Genomic DNA, 16,175 nt, shown 5'->3' with positions numbered 1-16,175 from the left:
CCATGCTGCCGGGGGGATCGGAGTGGACCTTCGAGTCCATCACGGCCTACGACGAGGCCATCGGCAGGATCGCCCGGGACTTCGGCCTGGACACCTACCCCCACCAGCTGGAGATCATCAGCTCCCAGCAGATGATGGACGCGTACGCCTCGGCGGGCATGCCGGTCAACTACCACCACTGGTCCTTCGGCAAGCACTTCCTGGCCACGGAGAACCGCTACCGCCGCGGTCAGATGGGCCTGGCCTACGAGATCGTCATCAACTCCGACCCCTGCATCGCCTACCTCATGGAGGAGAACACCCTGACCATGCAGGCCCTGGTGATCGCCCACGCGGCCTACGGCCACAATTCCTTCTTCAAGGGCAACCACCTGTTCCGCCAGTGGACCAGCGCCGGCACCATCATCGACTACCTGGTGTTCGCCCGGGACTACATCGCCCAGTGCGAGGAGCGCCACGGCCAGGAGGCCGTGGAGCGCCTCCTGGACGCGTGCCACGCCCTCATGAACCTGGGCGTGGACCGGTACCGCCGCTCCCCGCGGCTCTCCCTCACCAAGGAGCGCCTGCGCCAGAAGGAGCGCGAGGCCTACCTCCAGGCCCAGGTGAACGAGCTCTGGCGCACCCTCCCGGCGCGCCCCGAGAAGGAGAAGCCCGCCGAGGAGCCCCGCTTTCCGAAAGAGCCCGAGGAGAACCTCCTCTACTTCATCGAGAAGAACGCCCCCCTCCTGGAGCCCTGGCAGCGGGAGGTGGTGCGCATCGTGCGCAAGGTGGCCCAGTACTTCCACCCCCAGCGCCAGACCCAGCTCATGAACGAGGGCTGGGCCTCCTTCTGGCACTTCACCCTGCTCAACGCGCTGTACGACGAGGGCAGCGTGGGCGACGGGTTCATGTTCGAGTTCCTCCATTCCCACACCAGCGTCATCCACCAGCCCCCCTACAACAGCTCCTGGTATTCCGGCGTCAACCCCTACGCCCTGGGCTTCGCCATGTGGCGGGACCTCCGGCGCATCTGCGAGGCCCCCACGGAGGAGGACCGCCACTGGTTCCCCGACGCGGCGGGCTCGGACTGGCGGCAGACCCTGCCCTTCGCCATGCAGAACTTCAAGGACGAGAGCTTCATCGCGCAGTTCCTCTCCCCCCGCCTCATGCGGGAGTTCAGGTTCTTCACGGTGGTGGACGACGACAAGGCCCCGCGCCTGCGCATAGGCTCCATCCACGACGAACCCGGGTACGAGGACTTGCGGAGGTCCCTGGCGGACCAGTACAACCTCGGCAGCCGCGAGCCCAACATCCAGGTGTGGAGCGTGGACCTGCGCGGCGACCGCACCCTCACCCTGTGCTACACCAACCCCCGGGGCCTGCCCCTGGCCACGGATTTCGAGGCCGTGCTGGAGCACATGGCCTACCTGTGGGGGTTCACGGTGCGCCTTGAGGAGCGGGACGCGACGGGCGAGATGCGGGTGCTGGGGGTCAAGCTCGGGGAGCGGAGGCGGCGGGACTGAGACCCGGTCCGGGGCCCTCGAGGATGGAATTTGCTTTCCCCCGGAAGGCGTGTAGAGTCTTCCTTGTCCCCAGCCCATCGCACTTTTTTGGAGGTTCCCATGAGGAAGTTCCCGCTCATCGCCGCCGTCCTCCCCTGCATCATGGCTTCCGCCCAGTCGCCCACCCCGGCCCAGGCGGAATCCCTGGTGAAGCGCGCGGTGACCTACGCGAAGGCCAACGGCATCGAGAAGCTCATCCAGCAGACCAACCAGTCCAACGGGGTCTTCCACGTGGGCTCGGGCGGGGAGATGTACCTCTTCGTCTACGACCAGGCCGGCCTGTGCAAGGCCATCGGCTTCAACTCGGTGGAACTGGTCGGCAAGGACCGGAGCGGCCTGAAGGACCCGGACGGCAAGATGATCGTCAAGGAGATGCTCGCCCTGGGCAAGGCCAAGGGCAAGGGCTGGGTGGACTACAAGTATCCCGACCCGGTCAGCGGCAAGGTGCTGGCGAAGACTTCCTACATCGAGATGCACGACGGGCTCCTCTTCGGCTGCGGCATCTACAAGCGGTAGGGCACCTACGCCGCGCCAGGCCATGCCGAGCGGCTCCCCATCCCATGGGATTCCAGCGGGGAACCTATTTAATAACAGGTTCATTTAATACCGGGGCTGCACCCCGGTCGACCACCCGGCGCCGGGGCGCAGTGCCTCTGTCCTCTACCCCCCGCGCCAGGAGTCGCCACCATGCCCTTCCACTGCCCCAAAGCCCTCGTCGCCCCCGCCCTGGCCATCCTCGCCAGCCCCCTTTTCGCGGGCACCGTGGAGATCCTCAACCCGACGGCAGGCACCTACACCGTTCAGCGGAACGCGTCCCTGCTGCCGGACAGCCCCGCCGCGTTCCGCACCGCCTGGGACAACCTGCAGCTCCCGACCCACGCCAAGGGCCAGGCCGCGAGCCTCGAAGTGACCACGCCCGGCATTCTCAAATTCGTGCTGAAGGACGGCAGAGGGGATTTCTGCCTGATCAAGGTCCGCACGAAACTCGCCTCGGGAACCCTGGTCAGCACCCTGGAGACCCTGGACCACCGGGCGGCGACGGATGGCGCGCTCAGGCTCGAGCAGGGGAACCGGATCGTCATCACCAAGGCGTTCTTCGAGGAGAAGGGCGAAACCAAGGACGCCCCCGTCGACGGAACGGAAAGGGGCCTTGGCGACTGCAAGGTCTCCGACCCCGAACCCAAGGAAGCCCCCGGCACCTCCTCGACCCCCGATGCCCAGGCGGCCACCGGGCGGTTCCAGCGGGGCCTGCAGGAGGCCCTCACGCGCTGCCGCACGGTCCTCGGCCAGATCAGCCGGCTCGAAACCTCAGTGGAGAAAAGGCTGGCCCTCAAGGGCGCGCCCTCGAACCGGGATGAGCGGGCCGTGGCGAGGGAGACCCGGGTGGATCTCGCGAACGCCCTCCGGGATCTCGACACCGCGGGCGCCCAGTGCCAGTTCGCCCTGGAGCTGGCGGCCGGGATCCCCGGCGACCGGACCCCCGAGGTGGCGGCCCAGTGCGTCACCCTGGAGCAGCTGGAACTGATGCTCCACGCCCAGGAAACCTCGCTCCTCACCCTCGCCGGCGCCCTCGAGGTGGCCGGCCGGTAGTCAGCGGCGCTCCTTCCAAGCCGCGAATTCGGCGGACGTGAGGAACCGCGCGAAGTTCCCGTCGTGAAGGGCGGACAGCTCCGCGTCCACCTCCGCCCGGAACCTGGGGCCGTCGGCCGCCGGGAGCCGGGCGGCGATGGCGCGGATGCGCGCCCCGGCTCCGGTCTCCCCCGCCAGGACCGCCTCGCGCACCGCGGCGCGGATCCCGGCCCGGTACCGCAGGCGGAAGGGATCGGGCCCGGTCGACCCGCAGGAATGCTCCACCGCGAAGGCGAAGACATCCCGCAGCAGGGCCGGGTCGTTCTCCTCCCACACCGCCCGCATGGCCTGGGCGAATGCCTGGGCCGGCACGGCGGCGAAGGTGACGGGGACGAGCTGCCGTCGCAGGAGGGGCAGGTTCGCCGCCAGGCGCGCGACGCTTCCGCTGGCCTGGGCGAAGGGCTGCAGGTAGGGAAGGTGCACCAGCAGGAAGAAGGACTGCTCGTACGGATCCAGGATCCGGGACGCCGTCCGCAGGATCTGGCGGAAGCACCACTCCACCAGCCTGGGGGCCTCGGGGGGCGCGTAGCGGGTCCCCGGCAGAGCCAGGGGGCCCGTCCTAAGCCGGCCCCCGGCCCCGGGATCCTCCAGCAGGCCGTCCGTGAGCAGGGCATGGAGGTTCTGCACGGTCACCGGGTCGGCCCCCTCCGCCCCGGCCATCCAGTCGGTGGCGGCCTTGTGGTTGAGGAGCGGAAGGTCCTCCGGGGCCGCCTCCGCCCCGGAGAAGAGGGACTCGGCCTCAGTCCGGGGGGTGGCGGCCCCATCCAGGCGGGCGGAGTTCCAGGCCAGGTCCGCCAGGAGCGCCGGCCGGCGGGACCGGTCCCCGGCCCGGCCCAGGCCCGCCAGGTGATGGCGGAGTTCCATGGGCAGGTACCAGACCTCGTTGGGCTGGTAGGTGTCCAGGAAGGGCCGGTGGTAGACGGCGGGAGTGCGGTCCGGCCGGAGGACGCGCGCCAGGGCCGCCCGGCCCTCCGGGCTCAGCGGCAGGGACTCCGTCCCCCCGTCCCCCGGGAAATACCGCCGGGCCTGGGTGGCTCCTTCCACCCGGATCCGCCCGTCCTTCACCAGCGGCGCCAGCAGGCGCCGCAGGCGCTGGGGGTCGAGGCCCGCGGCCTCCGGAAGGCCCTCCAGCTCGTGGCGGGCCACTCCCCCCGGCCGCAGGCGCAGGAAGGCCAGGATCCCCTCCTGGCGGGCGGAAGCGGTGGTGGGCGGCTGCATGGGACCCCCGGATTTGATTCAATCTTGATTGAATCGAACGATTCCCTCAAGCCCAAAAAACCACCCTTGATTGAATCAACGATTCAATCAAGGGTGGCGGGTGAATCCATCCGGAGCCCTTAGCGGGCCGGGACGCCTTCGCGGAGGCCGACTTCCTTCAGCGCCGCGGCGAGGAAGCCCACGGTGCGGTCGACGTTGTGCAGCTTCTCAAGGCCGAAGAGGCCGAGGCGGAAGGTCATGAAGTCCGGGCCCTCGTCGCACTGGAGGGGCACGCCGGAGGCGATCTGGTAGCCGGCGGCCACGAACTTCTTCCCGGACTGGATGTCGGGGTCGGTGGTGAAGCTGACCACGACGCCCGGGGCCTTGAAGCCCTCGGCGGCGACGCTGGGGAGGCCGCAGCTTTCCAGCAGGTGGCGGGCCTTGGCGCCCAGCTCGGCCTGCTCGGCGCGCAGCTTCTCGAAGCCGTAGGCTTCCATCTCCTGCATGACGGCGCAGTCCTTGGCCAGGGCGTCGGTGGGCATGGTGGCGTGGTAGGCGTGGCCGCCCTTGAGGAACGCGTCCATGATGGACGACCACTTCTTGAGGTCGCAGGCGAAGCTGGAGCTGGTGGTCTCGGCCATGACGGCCTTGGCCTTCTCGCTCAGCATGACCATGGCGGCGCAGGGGCTGCCGCTCCAGCCCTTCTGGGGGGCGCTCACGATCACGTCCACGCCCAGGGCCTCCATGTCGACCCACATGCAGCCGGAGGCGATGCAGTCCAGGACGAACAGGCCGCCCACGGCGTGGGTGGCCTCGGTGACGGCCTTGATGTAGCCGTCGGGGAGGATGATGCCGGCGGCCGTCTCCACGTGGGGGGCGATGACGACGGCGGGCTTCTCGGCGGCGATGGCGGCGACCACCTCGGCGATGGGCGTGGGCGCCCAGGGGGACTGCTTGTCGGTCCCCATCCGGTGGGCCTTGAGCACCACGTGGGAGGAGGGGATCGCGCCCATGTCGAAGATCTGGGACCAGCGGAAGCTGAAGAAGCCGTCGCGGATCACCAGGGCCTTCTTGCCGGCGCAGAACTGGCGGGCCACGGCCTCCATGCCGAAGGTGCCGCTGCCGGGGACCAGGGCGACGCCCTTGGCGTTGTAGACGAGCTTGAGGATGCGGTCCATCTCGCGCATGACGAGCTGGAACTTCTTGGACATGTGGTTCAGGGCGCGGTCGGTGTAGACCACCGAGAACTCCATGAGTCCATCGGGATCGATGTTGGGAAGCAGTGCGGGCATGGGAGTCCTCCTTGGAACTAGAGCCAGTTGATGTCGGTGCCGGCAGGGAGATGGGGGGTGAAGATCGAGAGGTACTGGAGGTTCTCCTCCAGGGCGCGGGTGTCGTGGACGATCCCCCGGGGACAGACGTGGACGTCGCCCATCTTCACGGGCTTCCACTCGCCGTTGACGAGGATCTCGCCCTTGCCGCCCACCACGATCACGTACTCGTCGCAGACGGTGTGGAAGTGGGTCCCCACCTGGGTGCCCTTGACGGCCGTGCGCACCATCAGCTGGGTGCGGGGGCAGTCGTACGCCACCACGCTGTCCACGCCCTTCTCGGGCAGGGTGCGCTTGGCGTATTCGTCGCGGAGGTGGAGGAGGATGGACTCGGCCGGGGTCGAATCGATCAGGCCCTTGAGCGTACCGGGTTCATAGGCGGTGAGGGTCATGGCGGTCTCTCCTATGCGGGGAAGGTTCGATTCTACCGCTTAAATGGCGGCGGGAGCGGTGGGGAGGATGGCGGGGATGACGAAGGCCTGGAGCAGCACCAGGACGATCACCATGCACAGCAGGATCATCGAATACTTGAGCGTCTTGCGGAAGATGTCGGTCTCGTGCCCGACCAGGCCCACCGCGGCGCAGGCCACGGCGATCGACTGCGGGGAGATGAGCTTGCCCATGACGCCGCCGAAGAGGTTGGCGCTGGTGGTGAGGACGGGATTCAGTCCCAGGTGCACCGCGGTGACCTGCTGCAGCTTGCCGAACAGGGCCGCCGAGGAGGTCACGGAGCCGGTGAGGAACACGCCCACGAGGCCGATGACGGGCGAGAAGATGGGGAACGCCATGCCGGTCAGCTGGGCGAAGGCCAGGCCCAGGGTGAAGGACATGCCCGAGTAGTTGGCCAGGAAGCCCAGGCCGATGACCGAGGCCAGGGTGATGAGCGCGAAGCGGAGCTGCTTGAAGGTCTTGAAGAAGACCCGGGTGCCCGTGGCGGGGCTGATGCCCAGGACAACCATGGAGATCAGGGAGGAGATGAACATGGCGGTGCCGGGGGCGATGAGCCAGTCCCAGCGGTAGTTGGCGCCGTACATGGCGGGCTTGGCGACGATGGGGGCGGACTTGAAGACCACGCCGTTCAGCCAGGGCCAGCTCGGGACCATCACGAACCAGTGGTGGGCCTTGGTGCAGTAGGCCTTGAAGGCGGGGGTGCCCCAGAGGCCCATGACCACCATGAGGATGAGGAAGGGGGACCAGGCCTTGAAGATCTGGCCGGCGGAATAGGTGCCGGAGGCCGCGGCGTGCGAGGCGGCGGTGTCCTCCTCGAAGGTCCAGGTGGTCGCGGGCTGCCAGAAGCGCAGGAAGATCACGAGGCAGAGCAGCGACACGACGGAGGCCACGATGGCGGGCAGCTCGGGCCCGAACCAGGTGGAGATCGCGAAGGAGGCCGCGGCGTAGCTGACGCCGGCCACGAGGCAGGCGGGGATGACTTCCTTGGCGCGCTTGAAGCCCACCATGACCACCACCATGAAGAAGGGGATGATCAGGGCCATGAAGGCCATGTCGATGCCGACGGCGCGGGCCATGGTGGTGGCGGGGATGCCGGTCACCGTGGACATCATCATGGTCGGCACGCCCACGGGCCCGAAGGGCACGGGCGGGGTGTTGGCCACGAGGCAGATGACGGCCGCCGGCAGGGCCGGGAAGCCCAGGCCGATGAGCATGGCCGCGGCGACCGCGACGGGAGCGCCCTGGCCCGCCACGCCCTCCATGAAGGCGGAGAAGGAGAAGGCGATGAGCAGCGCCTGGATCCGCCGGTCAGGGGACAGGGAGGAGATGGAACTCTTGATGATCTCGAACTGGCCGCTCTCCACGGTCAGGTTGAAGAGGAACACGGCGGTGAGGATGATCCAGCCGATGGGGAACAGTCCGGTGACCATGCCGAGCGCCGAGGCCGACAGGGCCGCGCTCACGGGCATCCGGTACACGAGGACGCTGATGACGATCGTGATCAGCAGGGTGATCGGCCCCGCCACATGGCCCTTCATGCGCTTGACCGCCAGGGCCCAGAACAGGAAGAAGATGGGGATGGCCACCACCAGGGCCGTCAGGAGCAGGCTCCCGTTCAGGGCGGAGTAGTTCTGGTTCCACTGCATGGTTCAGTCCTTTCACTCACAGGGTTTGGACAGTCCGGTGGAAGGCCCCGCGAGCGGGGACGGAGCCGGAGGTTCGACGAAGGGTCACGAGGCCTCGCAGGAGTGGGTATCACTAATTGATGCACTAGCAGGGATGCGGAAATTAGAGACCCGTAGGTCTTTTGCGTCAAGTCGTTATATTTATAAATTTATAAATGCCGCGGCGAACGCTTGGCCCGTCTTGAGAGCCTATTAAAATACCGACCACCTGGTTGGTGCCTGCCCGGAGGCGGAGCCCGGGTCCGGTATTCTCTGGGGGATGTCCCCTTCCACCCCCCGCCCGCACAGTTTCCGCACCACGGCCATCATCATCGCCTGCGCCCTCTTCATGGAGCAGCTGGATTCCACCGTGCTGGCCACCGCCCTGCCCACCATGGCCCGGAGCTTCGCCGTCTCCCCCCTGCACATGAGCGCGGCCCTCACCGCCTACCTCCTGGGGCTCGCCATCTTCATCCCGGCCAGCGGCTACTTCGCGGACCGCTACGGGGCCCGGCGCATCTTCCGGCTGGCGATCCTGGTGTTCACGGCCGGCTCCATCCTGTGCGGCCAGGCCGGCAGCCTCCTCTTCCTGGTCTGCGCCCGGTTCCTGCAGGGCATGGGCGGGGCCATGATGGTCCCCGTGGGCCGCCTGGTGCTGCTGCGCACCGTGGCCCGCAAGGACATGGTCTCGGCCATGTCCTGGTTCATGGTGCCCGCCCTCATCGGCCCGGTGGTGGGGCCGCCCCTGGGGGGCTTCCTCGTCACCTACCTCTCCTGGCGCTGGATCTTCTACATCAACGTGCCCATCGGGATCCTGGGCATCTGGCTGGCCACGGTCTACATCGAGGACATCAGGGAGCTGGACCCCGGCCGGTTCGACGTGACGGGCTTCCTCCTCTCCTGCATCTCGCTGTCCTGCCTGATGTACGGCCTGGAGATGGGCAGCCGCGGCGGCGGCATCTCCCTGGGCATGACCCTCCTGATCATCGGCGTCGGCCTGGTGGCGGGGGCGGCCTACGTCCTCCACGCCCGGCGCGCCGCCAACCCCATCCTGGACTTCGGGATGATGCGCATCTCCACGTTCGGAATCTCGGTCATCGGCGGGTCCCTCACCCGCATCACCGCGGGCGCCCTGCCCTTCCTGCTGCCCATGATGATGCAGCTGGGCTTCGGCATGTCGGCGGCCCGGAGCGGCCTCATCACCTTCAGCACCGCCGCCGGCTCCTTCCTCATGAAGATCGCCGCGCCGCCCATCCTGCGCCGATTCGGCTTCCGCAACACGCTGATGTGGAACAGCCTGATCTCCTCGGCCTTCCTGGCCGCGTGCGCCCTGTTCCGCCCCGGGTGGCCGGTCCTCCTCATCCACGGCGTGCTGCTTCTGGGGGGGTTCTTCCAGTCCCTGCAGTTCACCGCCCTCAACACCGTCGCCTACGCCGACATCTCCCAGCCCCGCATGAGCTCGGCCACCAGCTTCTACTCCACCTTCCAGCAGCTGATGCTCTCCATGGGCATCTGCATCTCCTCGGCCATCCTGGCCCTGGCCATGGCGGTCTCCGGCCACGCCAGCCCCCAGCTGTCCGACTTCTCCGCCGCGTTCCTGGTGGTGACGGCCATCTCCTTCATGGCCTCCCCGGTGAGCGCCCGCCTGCCCCGCAACGCCGGGCACGCCATGAGCGGGCATTCGGACGGGGACGAGGCTCCGCTGGGGATGGAGACCTAGCTTTCTCTAAACGAGAAGGCTGGGTTTCCCCATTTGTTCTTCTTTCGCAGGAGGGAGGCCCCCATACTTCTCCGCATCCAGGAGAACCCCATGACCGCAACCCCCAGCGCCCTTTCCGGCCTGCGCGTGATCGAGCTGGGCCAGCTCATCGCCGGCCCCTTCGCCGCCAAGATGCTGGCCGAGTTCGGGGCCGACGTGATCAAGGTGGAGCCCCCCGAGGGCGGCGATCCGCTGCGCGCCTGGCGCATGATCAAGGACGGCACCTCCCTCTGGTGGCAGGTGCAGTCCCGCAACAAGCGCTCCGTGGCGCTGGACCTGCGCAAGGCCGAGGCGCAGCGGATCGTGCGCGACCTGGTGAAGGAGGCCGACGTCGTCATCGAGAACTTCCGGCCCGGCACCCTCGAGGGCTGGGGGCTGGGGTGGGAGGAGCTGCACGCCCTCAATCCCAGGCTCGTCATGCTGCGCCTGTCGGGCTACGGCCAGACCGGGCCCTACCGGGACCGGCCGGGCTTCGGCGTCATCGGCGAGGCCATGGGCGGCCTGAGGTACCTCACAGGCGAGCCGGGACGGGTGCCGGTGCGCTGCGGCGTCTCCATCGGGGACACCCTGGCGGCCCTGCACGGGGTCATCGGCGTGCTGCTGGCCCTGCGCCACCGGGACGCCGCCGGCGAGGGCCAGGTGATCGACGTGGCGCTCTACGAGGCCGTGTTCAACGTCATGGAGAGCCTGGTGCCGGAGTACAGCGCCTTCGGCGCCGTGCGGGAGGCCACGGGCAGCGCCCTGCCCGGCATCGCGCCCACCAACGCCTACGCCTGCGCCGACGGCTACGCCCTCATCGCCGGCAACGGGGACGGGATCTTCAAGCGCCTGATGGAGAAGATCGGGCGCCGGGACCTGGGCGAGGATCCGGGCCTGGCGGGCAACGCCGGCCGCGCCGCCCGCGCCGCGGAGCTGGACGCCGCCATCGGCGCGTGGAGCCGGGAGCGCAGCCTGGACGAGGTGCTCCAGGCCCTGGACGACGCCCGGGTGCCCTCGGGCCGGATCTACACAGCCAAGGACATCTGCGCCGACCCGCACTACCGCAGCCGCGACATGATCCTCACCACCGCGCTGCCCGACGGCACCCCCCTGGAGGTGCCCGGCGTGGTGCCCAAGCTCTCCCTGACCCCGGGCACCCTGCGCACCCCGGCGCCGGCCCTGGGCGAGCACACCGAGTCCGTGCTGCGCGAGGCGGGCGTCTCCGAAGCGGCCCTGGCCGAGCTGCGCGCCAAGGGGGTGATCGCATGAGCGCCTGGGAAGGCGCCGGAAGGCGCGTCCACCTGCAGGAAGTGGGCACCCGCGACGGCCTCCAGGCCGAGAAGGCCTTCGTCCCCACCGAAGCCAAGATCGCCCTCATCGACGAGCTGTCCCTGACCGGCCTCACCAAGATCGAGGTCTCCTCCTTCACCTCGCCCAAGGCCATCCCCGCCCTGGCCGACGCCGACGCCGTGATGCAGGGTATCCGGCGAGAGCCAGGGGTCGTGTACAGCGCCCTGGTGCCCAACGTGCGCGGCGCCGAGAGGGCCATCCTGGCCCGCACGGACGAACTGAACCTGGTCATGTCCGCCAGCGGGACCCACAACCTCACCAACCTGCGCATGACCCGGGACCAGTCCTTCGCCGCCTTGGCCGAGGTGGCGGCCCTGGCCCGCCCGTCCGGGACCGCGGTGAACATCTCGCTGTCCTGCGCCTTCGGCTGCCCCATGGAGGGGGAGGTGCCCCCGTCCTCCGTGCTGGACTGGTGCGCCCGCTACATCGGGGAGCTGGGCGTGGACCACATCACCCTCTGCGACACCACCGGCATGGCCTTCCCCGGGCAGGTGGCCGGCCTCGCCGGCGCCTTCCGCCAGAGGTGGCCCCAGGCCGAGCTGACCCTGCACCTGCACAACACCCGGGGCCTGGGCCTGGCCAACGCCCTGGCCGGGCTGGACGCCGGGGCGGACCGCTTCGACGCCTCCCTGGGCGGCATCGGCGGCTGCCCCTACGCCCCCGGCGCCACCGGCAACGTCTGCACGGAGGAACTGGCCCACGCCCTGGAACTCATGGGCTTCCAGACCGGCCTCGATCTCCCCCGGCTCATCGCCGCGGCCCGCCGGCTTCCGGGTATGCTGGGCCACGAGGTCCCCAGCCAGATCGTCAAGGCCGGCCGAAGGCTGGACCTGCACCCGGTCCCCGCCGATTTCGAAACCATCCGCCAGCGGGCCCTCGCCCGCTAGGTCCGAAGCGAGGAGCGCCACGATGGCCAACGTCTACGTCACCCGCATGCTCCCCCAGGAACCCCTCGACGCCCTGCGCCGCTGCCATGACGTGGACATCAACCCCCACGACCGGCCGCTGACCCGGGAGGAGCTGCTGCGGGAGGTGCGCGGCCGGGACGCCGTCATCACCCTGCTCACCGACACCATCGACGGCGAGGTGCTGGACGCCGCGGGGCCCCGGTGCCGGATCTTCGCGAACTACGCGGTCGGCTACAACAACTTCGACGTGGACGCCGCCACGGCGCGCGGGGTGATCCTCACCAACACGCCCAAGGTGCTGGACGAGGCCACCGCCACCCACGCCTGGGCCCTGCTGCTGGCCGCCGCCCGCCGCATCCCCGAGACCGAGCGCTTCCTGCGCTCGGGCCAGTGGGCCGGCTGGGGGCCCCTGCAGTTCCTGGGCCGGGACGTGGACCACATGACCCTGGGCGTGGCCGGCGCGGGCCGCATCGGCTCGAAGTTCGCGGCCAAGGCGGCCGCCTTCGACATGCGGGTGATCTACCACGACCTCCAGCCGTCGCCCGAACTGGAGCGGACGTGCGGGGCCACCTTCGTGGACAAGGCCACCCTGCTGCGCGAATCGGACTTCCTCTCCCTCCACCTGCCCCTGCTGCCCGCCACCCGCCACTTCATCGGCGCCGCCGAACTGGCCGCCATGAAGCCCACCGCCGTCCTCGTCAACACCGGACGCGGCCCGCTGGTGGACGAGGAGGCGCTCGTCGCCGCCCTGAGGGACAAGGTCATCTGGGGCGCGGGCCTGGACGTCTTCGAGAACGAGCCCCGCCTGACGCCCGGTCTGACAGGCCTGGAGAACGTGGTCATCGTGCCCCACACGGCCTCGGCCACCTTCCGGACCCGGCTGGCCATGGGCATGACGGCGGTGGACAACGTCCTGAGCGTGCTGGCGGGCAAGCCCCCCCAGACCTGCGTCAACCCGGCCGTGCTCTAGGAGGGTGCCCGCCATGAACGTCCCCCGCGTTGACCTGGCCTCCCTGTCGCTGTTCACCCTGGTGGCGCGCACGGGCAGCATCAGCAAGGGGGCCGGGCTGGCCAACCTGGCGGTGGGGGCCGCCAGCAAGCGGCTGTCCGACCTGGAAGCGACCCTGGGCGCCGAGCTGCTGAAACGGTCCTCCCGGGGCGTGGCCCTCACGCCCGCCGGCCAGTCCCTGCTCCAGCACGCCCACCGCGTCCTCAGCGACGTGGACCTGCTGGTGGCCGACCTTTCCGACTACGCCTCGGGCAGCCTGGGCGTGGTGCGGCTCTGGGCCAACATCTCCGCGGTCACGCAGTTCCTCCCGGGCGACCTGGCTTCCTTCGCCGCCGCCAACCCCGGCATCCGCATCGAACTGGAGGAGCAGAACAGCTCCGAGATCGTCCTGGCCCTGCTGGACGGCCGGGCCGACCTGGGCATTTTCGCCGACCGCACCCCCGCCCTGGGGCTGCAGGTGCTGCCCTACCGGGAGGACCGCCTGGCCGTAGTGGTGCCCCGCGGCCACCCCCTCGCCCGCAGGCGCTCCGTGCGCCTCGAGGACCTGGTGGACTACGATTTCGTCAGCCTGCCCCGGGCCACGTCCCTGGCCAAGCGCATGAAGACCGAGTCCGAGGCCATGGGCCGCACCCTGAAGCTGCGCATCCAGGTGCGCAGCTTCGACGCGGTGTGCCTGATGGTGGCCGCCGGCATGGGCGTGGCCGTGCTGCCCCGCAACGCCGTCAAGGCCATGGTTGCGTCCCTGGACCTGCGCCTCGTCACCCTCGCCGAGCCCTGGGCTGAGCGCCACCTCCTCCTGGGCCTGAGGGATGTGCGCGCCGCCGCCAAGCCCGTTCGGATGCTCCTGAAGCACCTCAATCCACGATGAAGAGCCTCGCCCCGGAAGGCGCCGCGGACCGGTGGGCCTCGGCCTGGTCCGCCACCTGGTAGCTCATCCCGGGCCGCAGGACGAACCTCCGTCCGTCCTCCAGTTCCGTGTGCAGCTCCCCCTCCAGGCAGAGCAGCACGTGGCCCTTGGAGCACCAGTGGTCCGCCAGGTAGCCGGGGGAATACTCCACCATGCGCACCCGGATGGCGCCGAACTGGCGGGTGCGCCAGAGGGCCCGGCCGGTAACGCCGGGATGCTCGGTGGGTTCCACCTGGGACCAGTCGGTGGCGGCGAAGGGGATATCGGTCATTTGCATCGTCGGTCTCCTTGTTCCATTCTCTGCCTGGAGGAGCTTTTTCATGCATGTCCTGCTCATTTTCGCCCATCCGCGCCGGGCTTCCTTCACCGGGGAGGTGGCCGCGGCCTTCGCCGAGGGCCTGCGGGAGGCCGGGCACACCCTGGAATTCGCGGACCTCTACCAGGAGGGCTTCGACCCCCTCCTGGCCGAGGCCCAGTTCGGGCTGGAGACGGCCCTGGACCCGGCGGCGCTTCGCCCGGCGGACGTGGTGGCGGAGCAGGCGCGGCTGGACCGGGCCGAGGGCCTGGTGTTCTGCTACCCCTTCTGGTGGTCCGACGTGCCCGCCATCCTCAAGGGCTGGTTCGACCGGGTGTGGACCTACGGCTATGCCTACGCCTACGAGGCCGACCGCAGCCGCACCACCCGCCTGCCCGTGCGCAAGGCCCTGGCCCTCTGCCCGGCGGGCCACACCGACGAGAAGCTCGACGCCCTGGGCCTCCGGGAGGCCCACCACCGCGTGATGGTGGAGGACCGCCTGCTGGGCGTGGGCATCCCGGAGGCCCGGCTGGAGCTGCTGGGCGGCCTGTCGGGGAACGCGCCCGAGGTGCGGGCGGAGCTCCTGCTCCGGGCCCGGGAGACAGGCCGGACGTTCTGACCGGAACGGTGGCACAATCGTCCTATCCCCGGAGGCGACCATGAATCGGTTTGAGCAGTGGCTCATGCGGTGCCTGGGTTCCGCCCTGGGCATCGCCGTGGTGAGCTGCGTGGGCGGCACGCCCGCCTACGGGGCCCCCGTCCCCACCTATGGCACGCCGTCGGCCACCTACAGGGTGGGCGGCACCGTCACCGACGCCGCCACGGGCCTGCCCGTCCCGGGCATCCGGGTGGACTTCCAGGGCGCCACGGCCAGGTCGGGCGCGGACGGCGTCTTCTCCTTCACCTGGACCGGCTGGTACTGCCCGTCCTGCCCCCTGACGGCCACCGATGTGGACGGCGCCGCCAATGGCGCCTACAGCCAGGCGACGGTCACCCTGAACCTCGTCCAGACCGCCCCCGGGGACGGCAGGTTCTTCTATGGCGCCTGGGAGCAGGAGGGCCTGGCCATCAAGCTGGCCAGGCCGTGAGGCCCTGGCTCCGGCGCGCCCTGCTGCCGTCCTTCCGGCGCCTGGAGGCGCGGCACCATCGCCTCTCCTACCTCTTCGTGGAGCTCACCCGGGCCTGCAACCTGGCCTGCCGGCACTGCGGCAGCGACTGCACCCGCGACGCCACCGCGCCGCCCCTGCCCCGGGAGGCGGTGCTCCGCGCCCTGGAGGGCATCGCCGCGGCCCAGGACCCCCACGGGGTCATGGTGGTCCTCTCCGGGGGCGAACCCCTCTGCTACGCCGGCGTCTTCGACCTGGGCGCCGCCATCCACCGGCTGGGCTTCCCCTGGGGGATGGTCACCAACGGCCTGGCCTGGGGCCCGCAGGCCTTCGCCTCCGCCAAGGCCGCGTCCATGGCCAGCGTCACCGTGAGCCTGGACGGCTTCGAGGAGGACCACGACTGGCTCCGGGGCCGGGAGGGCTCCTTCCGCGGGGCCCTGGCGACCCTCAAGGGCCTGCTGGCGGACCCCTTCTGGCAGGCCCTGGACGTGGTGACCTGCGTGAACCCCCGCAACCTGCCCCGGCTGGAGGCCTTCCGGACCTTCCTCATGGAGGCCGGCCTGAAGCACTGGCGCATCTTCACCATCGACCCCATCGGCCGCGCCGCGGAGGACCCCGCCCTGCTGCTGGCGGCGGAGGAATTCCGGACCCTCATGGAGCGCATCGAGGGCTTCCGCGCGCGCGGAGGCCTGGACGTGGTCTACGCGGAATCCGGCTTCCTGGGCCGCTTCGAGTGCCGGGTGCGGGACCAGCCCTACTTCTGCCGCGCGGGCATCAACATCGGCGGGATCATGGTGGACGGGGCGGTCCTGGCCTGTCCCAACATCGACCGCCGGTTCGCGCAGGGCAACATCCACCGGGACGCCTTCATGGACGTGTGGAACACCCGCTTCCAGGCCTTCCGCGACCGGAGCTGGATGCGCCAGGGGGACTGCTCCGCGTGCGGGGAGTGGGGCCTGTGCCAGGGCAACGCCTTCCACCTGTGGGAACCCGGGGGGCGGGCGCCGAAGGTCTGCCACCACCGGAGGTTCGGGCTCGACTAGTGTAGGC

General features: G+C 69.8%; 16 protein-coding genes. 11 read left to right on the top strand and 5 right to left on the bottom strand.

Features of this window, described 5'->3' with window-relative positions:
• The first annotated feature begins 2 nt into the window (after positions 1 to 2).
• The 3 genes from ACZ5MC_RS04505 (at position 3) to ACZ5MC_RS04495 (ending at position 3,131) form a co-directional block, all read left to right on the top strand.
• A complete protein-coding gene (locus ACZ5MC_RS04505) occupies positions 3 to 1,502 on the top strand; it encodes a SpoVR family protein (RefSeq protein WP_464517127.1) in 1,500 nt (499 codons plus the stop codon).
• 99 nt (positions 1,503 to 1,601) lie between these two features.
• Entirely contained in the window at positions 1,602 to 2,057 is a 456-nt protein-coding gene (locus ACZ5MC_RS04500) for a cache domain-containing protein (protein WP_306599110.1), read from the top strand.
• Between the two features lie 171 nt (positions 2,058 to 2,228).
• Positions 2,229 to 3,131 (top strand): hypothetical protein, encoded by a 903-nt coding sequence (locus ACZ5MC_RS04495; RefSeq protein WP_464517126.1) that lies wholly within the window; start codon positions 2,229 to 2,231, stop codon positions 3,129 to 3,131.
• On the opposite strand, the gene ACZ5MC_RS04490 is transcribed toward ACZ5MC_RS04495, so the two are convergent.
• The 4 genes from ACZ5MC_RS04490 to ACZ5MC_RS04475 all read right to left on the bottom strand — a co-directional run bounded on the left by ACZ5MC_RS04490 (position 3,132) and on the right by ACZ5MC_RS04475 (position 7,794).
• Positions 3,132 to 4,388: a Fic family protein gene (locus tag ACZ5MC_RS04490; protein WP_464517125.1), complete on the bottom strand. Its 1,257-nt coding sequence runs from the start codon at positions 4,386 to 4,388 to the stop codon at positions 3,132 to 3,134.
• Between the two features lie 119 nt (positions 4,389 to 4,507).
• Positions 4,508 to 5,659 (bottom strand): aminotransferase class V-fold PLP-dependent enzyme, encoded by a 1,152-nt coding sequence (locus ACZ5MC_RS04485; protein ID WP_464517124.1) that lies wholly within the window; start codon positions 5,657 to 5,659, stop codon positions 4,508 to 4,510.
• A gap of 17 nt (positions 5,660 to 5,676) precedes the next feature.
• On the bottom strand, positions 5,677 to 6,090 hold the full coding sequence (locus ACZ5MC_RS04480; RefSeq protein WP_306599106.1) for a cupin domain-containing protein: 414 nt from the start codon (positions 6,088 to 6,090) through the stop codon (positions 5,677 to 5,679).
• Between the two features lie 39 nt (positions 6,091 to 6,129).
• Positions 6,130 to 7,794 (bottom strand): L-lactate permease, encoded by a 1,665-nt coding sequence (locus tag ACZ5MC_RS04475; RefSeq protein ID WP_464517123.1) that lies wholly within the window; start codon positions 7,792 to 7,794, stop codon positions 6,130 to 6,132.
• Between the two features lie 298 nt (positions 7,795 to 8,092).
• Here ACZ5MC_RS04475 and ACZ5MC_RS04470 point away from each other — a divergent pair, with 298 nt between their 5' ends.
• From ACZ5MC_RS04470 to ACZ5MC_RS04450, 5 genes are all read left to right on the top strand, one after another.
• Positions 8,093 to 9,532, top strand: coding sequence for an MFS transporter (locus ACZ5MC_RS04470; RefSeq protein ID WP_306599104.1), 1,440 nt, complete (start codon positions 8,093 to 8,095; stop codon positions 9,530 to 9,532).
• A gap of 90 nt (positions 9,533 to 9,622) precedes the next feature.
• Positions 9,623 to 10,819: a CaiB/BaiF CoA transferase family protein gene (locus ACZ5MC_RS04465; RefSeq protein ID WP_306599103.1), complete on the top strand. Its 1,197-nt coding sequence runs from the start codon at positions 9,623 to 9,625 to the stop codon at positions 10,817 to 10,819.
• Entirely contained in the window at positions 10,816 to 11,787 is a 972-nt protein-coding gene (locus ACZ5MC_RS04460; protein WP_464517122.1) for a hydroxymethylglutaryl-CoA lyase, read from the top strand. Before ACZ5MC_RS04465 ends, ACZ5MC_RS04460 begins: the two co-directional genes overlap by 4 nt.
• A gap of 22 nt (positions 11,788 to 11,809) precedes the next feature.
• Positions 11,810 to 12,778, top strand: coding sequence for a 2-hydroxyacid dehydrogenase (locus ACZ5MC_RS04455; RefSeq protein WP_464517121.1), 969 nt, complete (start codon positions 11,810 to 11,812; stop codon positions 12,776 to 12,778).
• 13 nt (positions 12,779 to 12,791) lie between these two features.
• A complete protein-coding gene (locus ACZ5MC_RS04450; RefSeq protein ID WP_464517120.1) occupies positions 12,792 to 13,685 on the top strand; it encodes a LysR family transcriptional regulator in 894 nt (297 codons plus the stop codon).
• Here the strand turns inward: ACZ5MC_RS04450 and ACZ5MC_RS04445 are convergent.
• Positions 13,672 to 14,001 (bottom strand): DHCW motif cupin fold protein, encoded by a 330-nt coding sequence (locus ACZ5MC_RS04445; protein WP_306599099.1) that lies wholly within the window; start codon positions 13,999 to 14,001, stop codon positions 13,672 to 13,674. The two genes, ACZ5MC_RS04450 and ACZ5MC_RS04445, sit on opposite strands and share 14 nt — an antisense overlap.
• A 43-nt stretch (positions 14,002 to 14,044) precedes the next feature.
• Between ACZ5MC_RS04445 and ACZ5MC_RS04440 the strand changes: the two genes are divergently transcribed.
• The 3 genes from ACZ5MC_RS04440 to ACZ5MC_RS04430 are packed head-to-tail and all read left to right on the top strand — an operon-like array spanning position 14,045 to position 16,168.
• Positions 14,045 to 14,638, top strand: coding sequence for an NAD(P)H-dependent oxidoreductase (locus ACZ5MC_RS04440; RefSeq protein WP_306599097.1), 594 nt, complete (start codon positions 14,045 to 14,047; stop codon positions 14,636 to 14,638).
• A 40-nt stretch (positions 14,639 to 14,678) separates the two neighbouring features.
• The gene (locus tag ACZ5MC_RS04435) at positions 14,679 to 15,107 is read left to right on the top strand and encodes a radical SAM-associated putative lipoprotein (RefSeq protein ID WP_306599096.1); all 429 of its coding nucleotides are present in this window, start codon (positions 14,679 to 14,681) and stop codon (positions 15,105 to 15,107) included.
• A complete protein-coding gene (locus ACZ5MC_RS04430) occupies positions 15,104 to 16,168 on the top strand; it encodes a radical SAM protein (protein WP_464517119.1) in 1,065 nt (354 codons plus the stop codon). The genes ACZ5MC_RS04435 and ACZ5MC_RS04430 overlap by 4 nt, the downstream gene beginning before the upstream one ends.
• Positions 16,169 to 16,175: the final 7 nt, after the last annotated feature.

The sequence above is a fragment of the Mesoterricola sp. JemC181 genome, from assembly GCF_055384585.1.
This window is presented reverse-complemented; position numbering and strand designations above follow the sequence as displayed.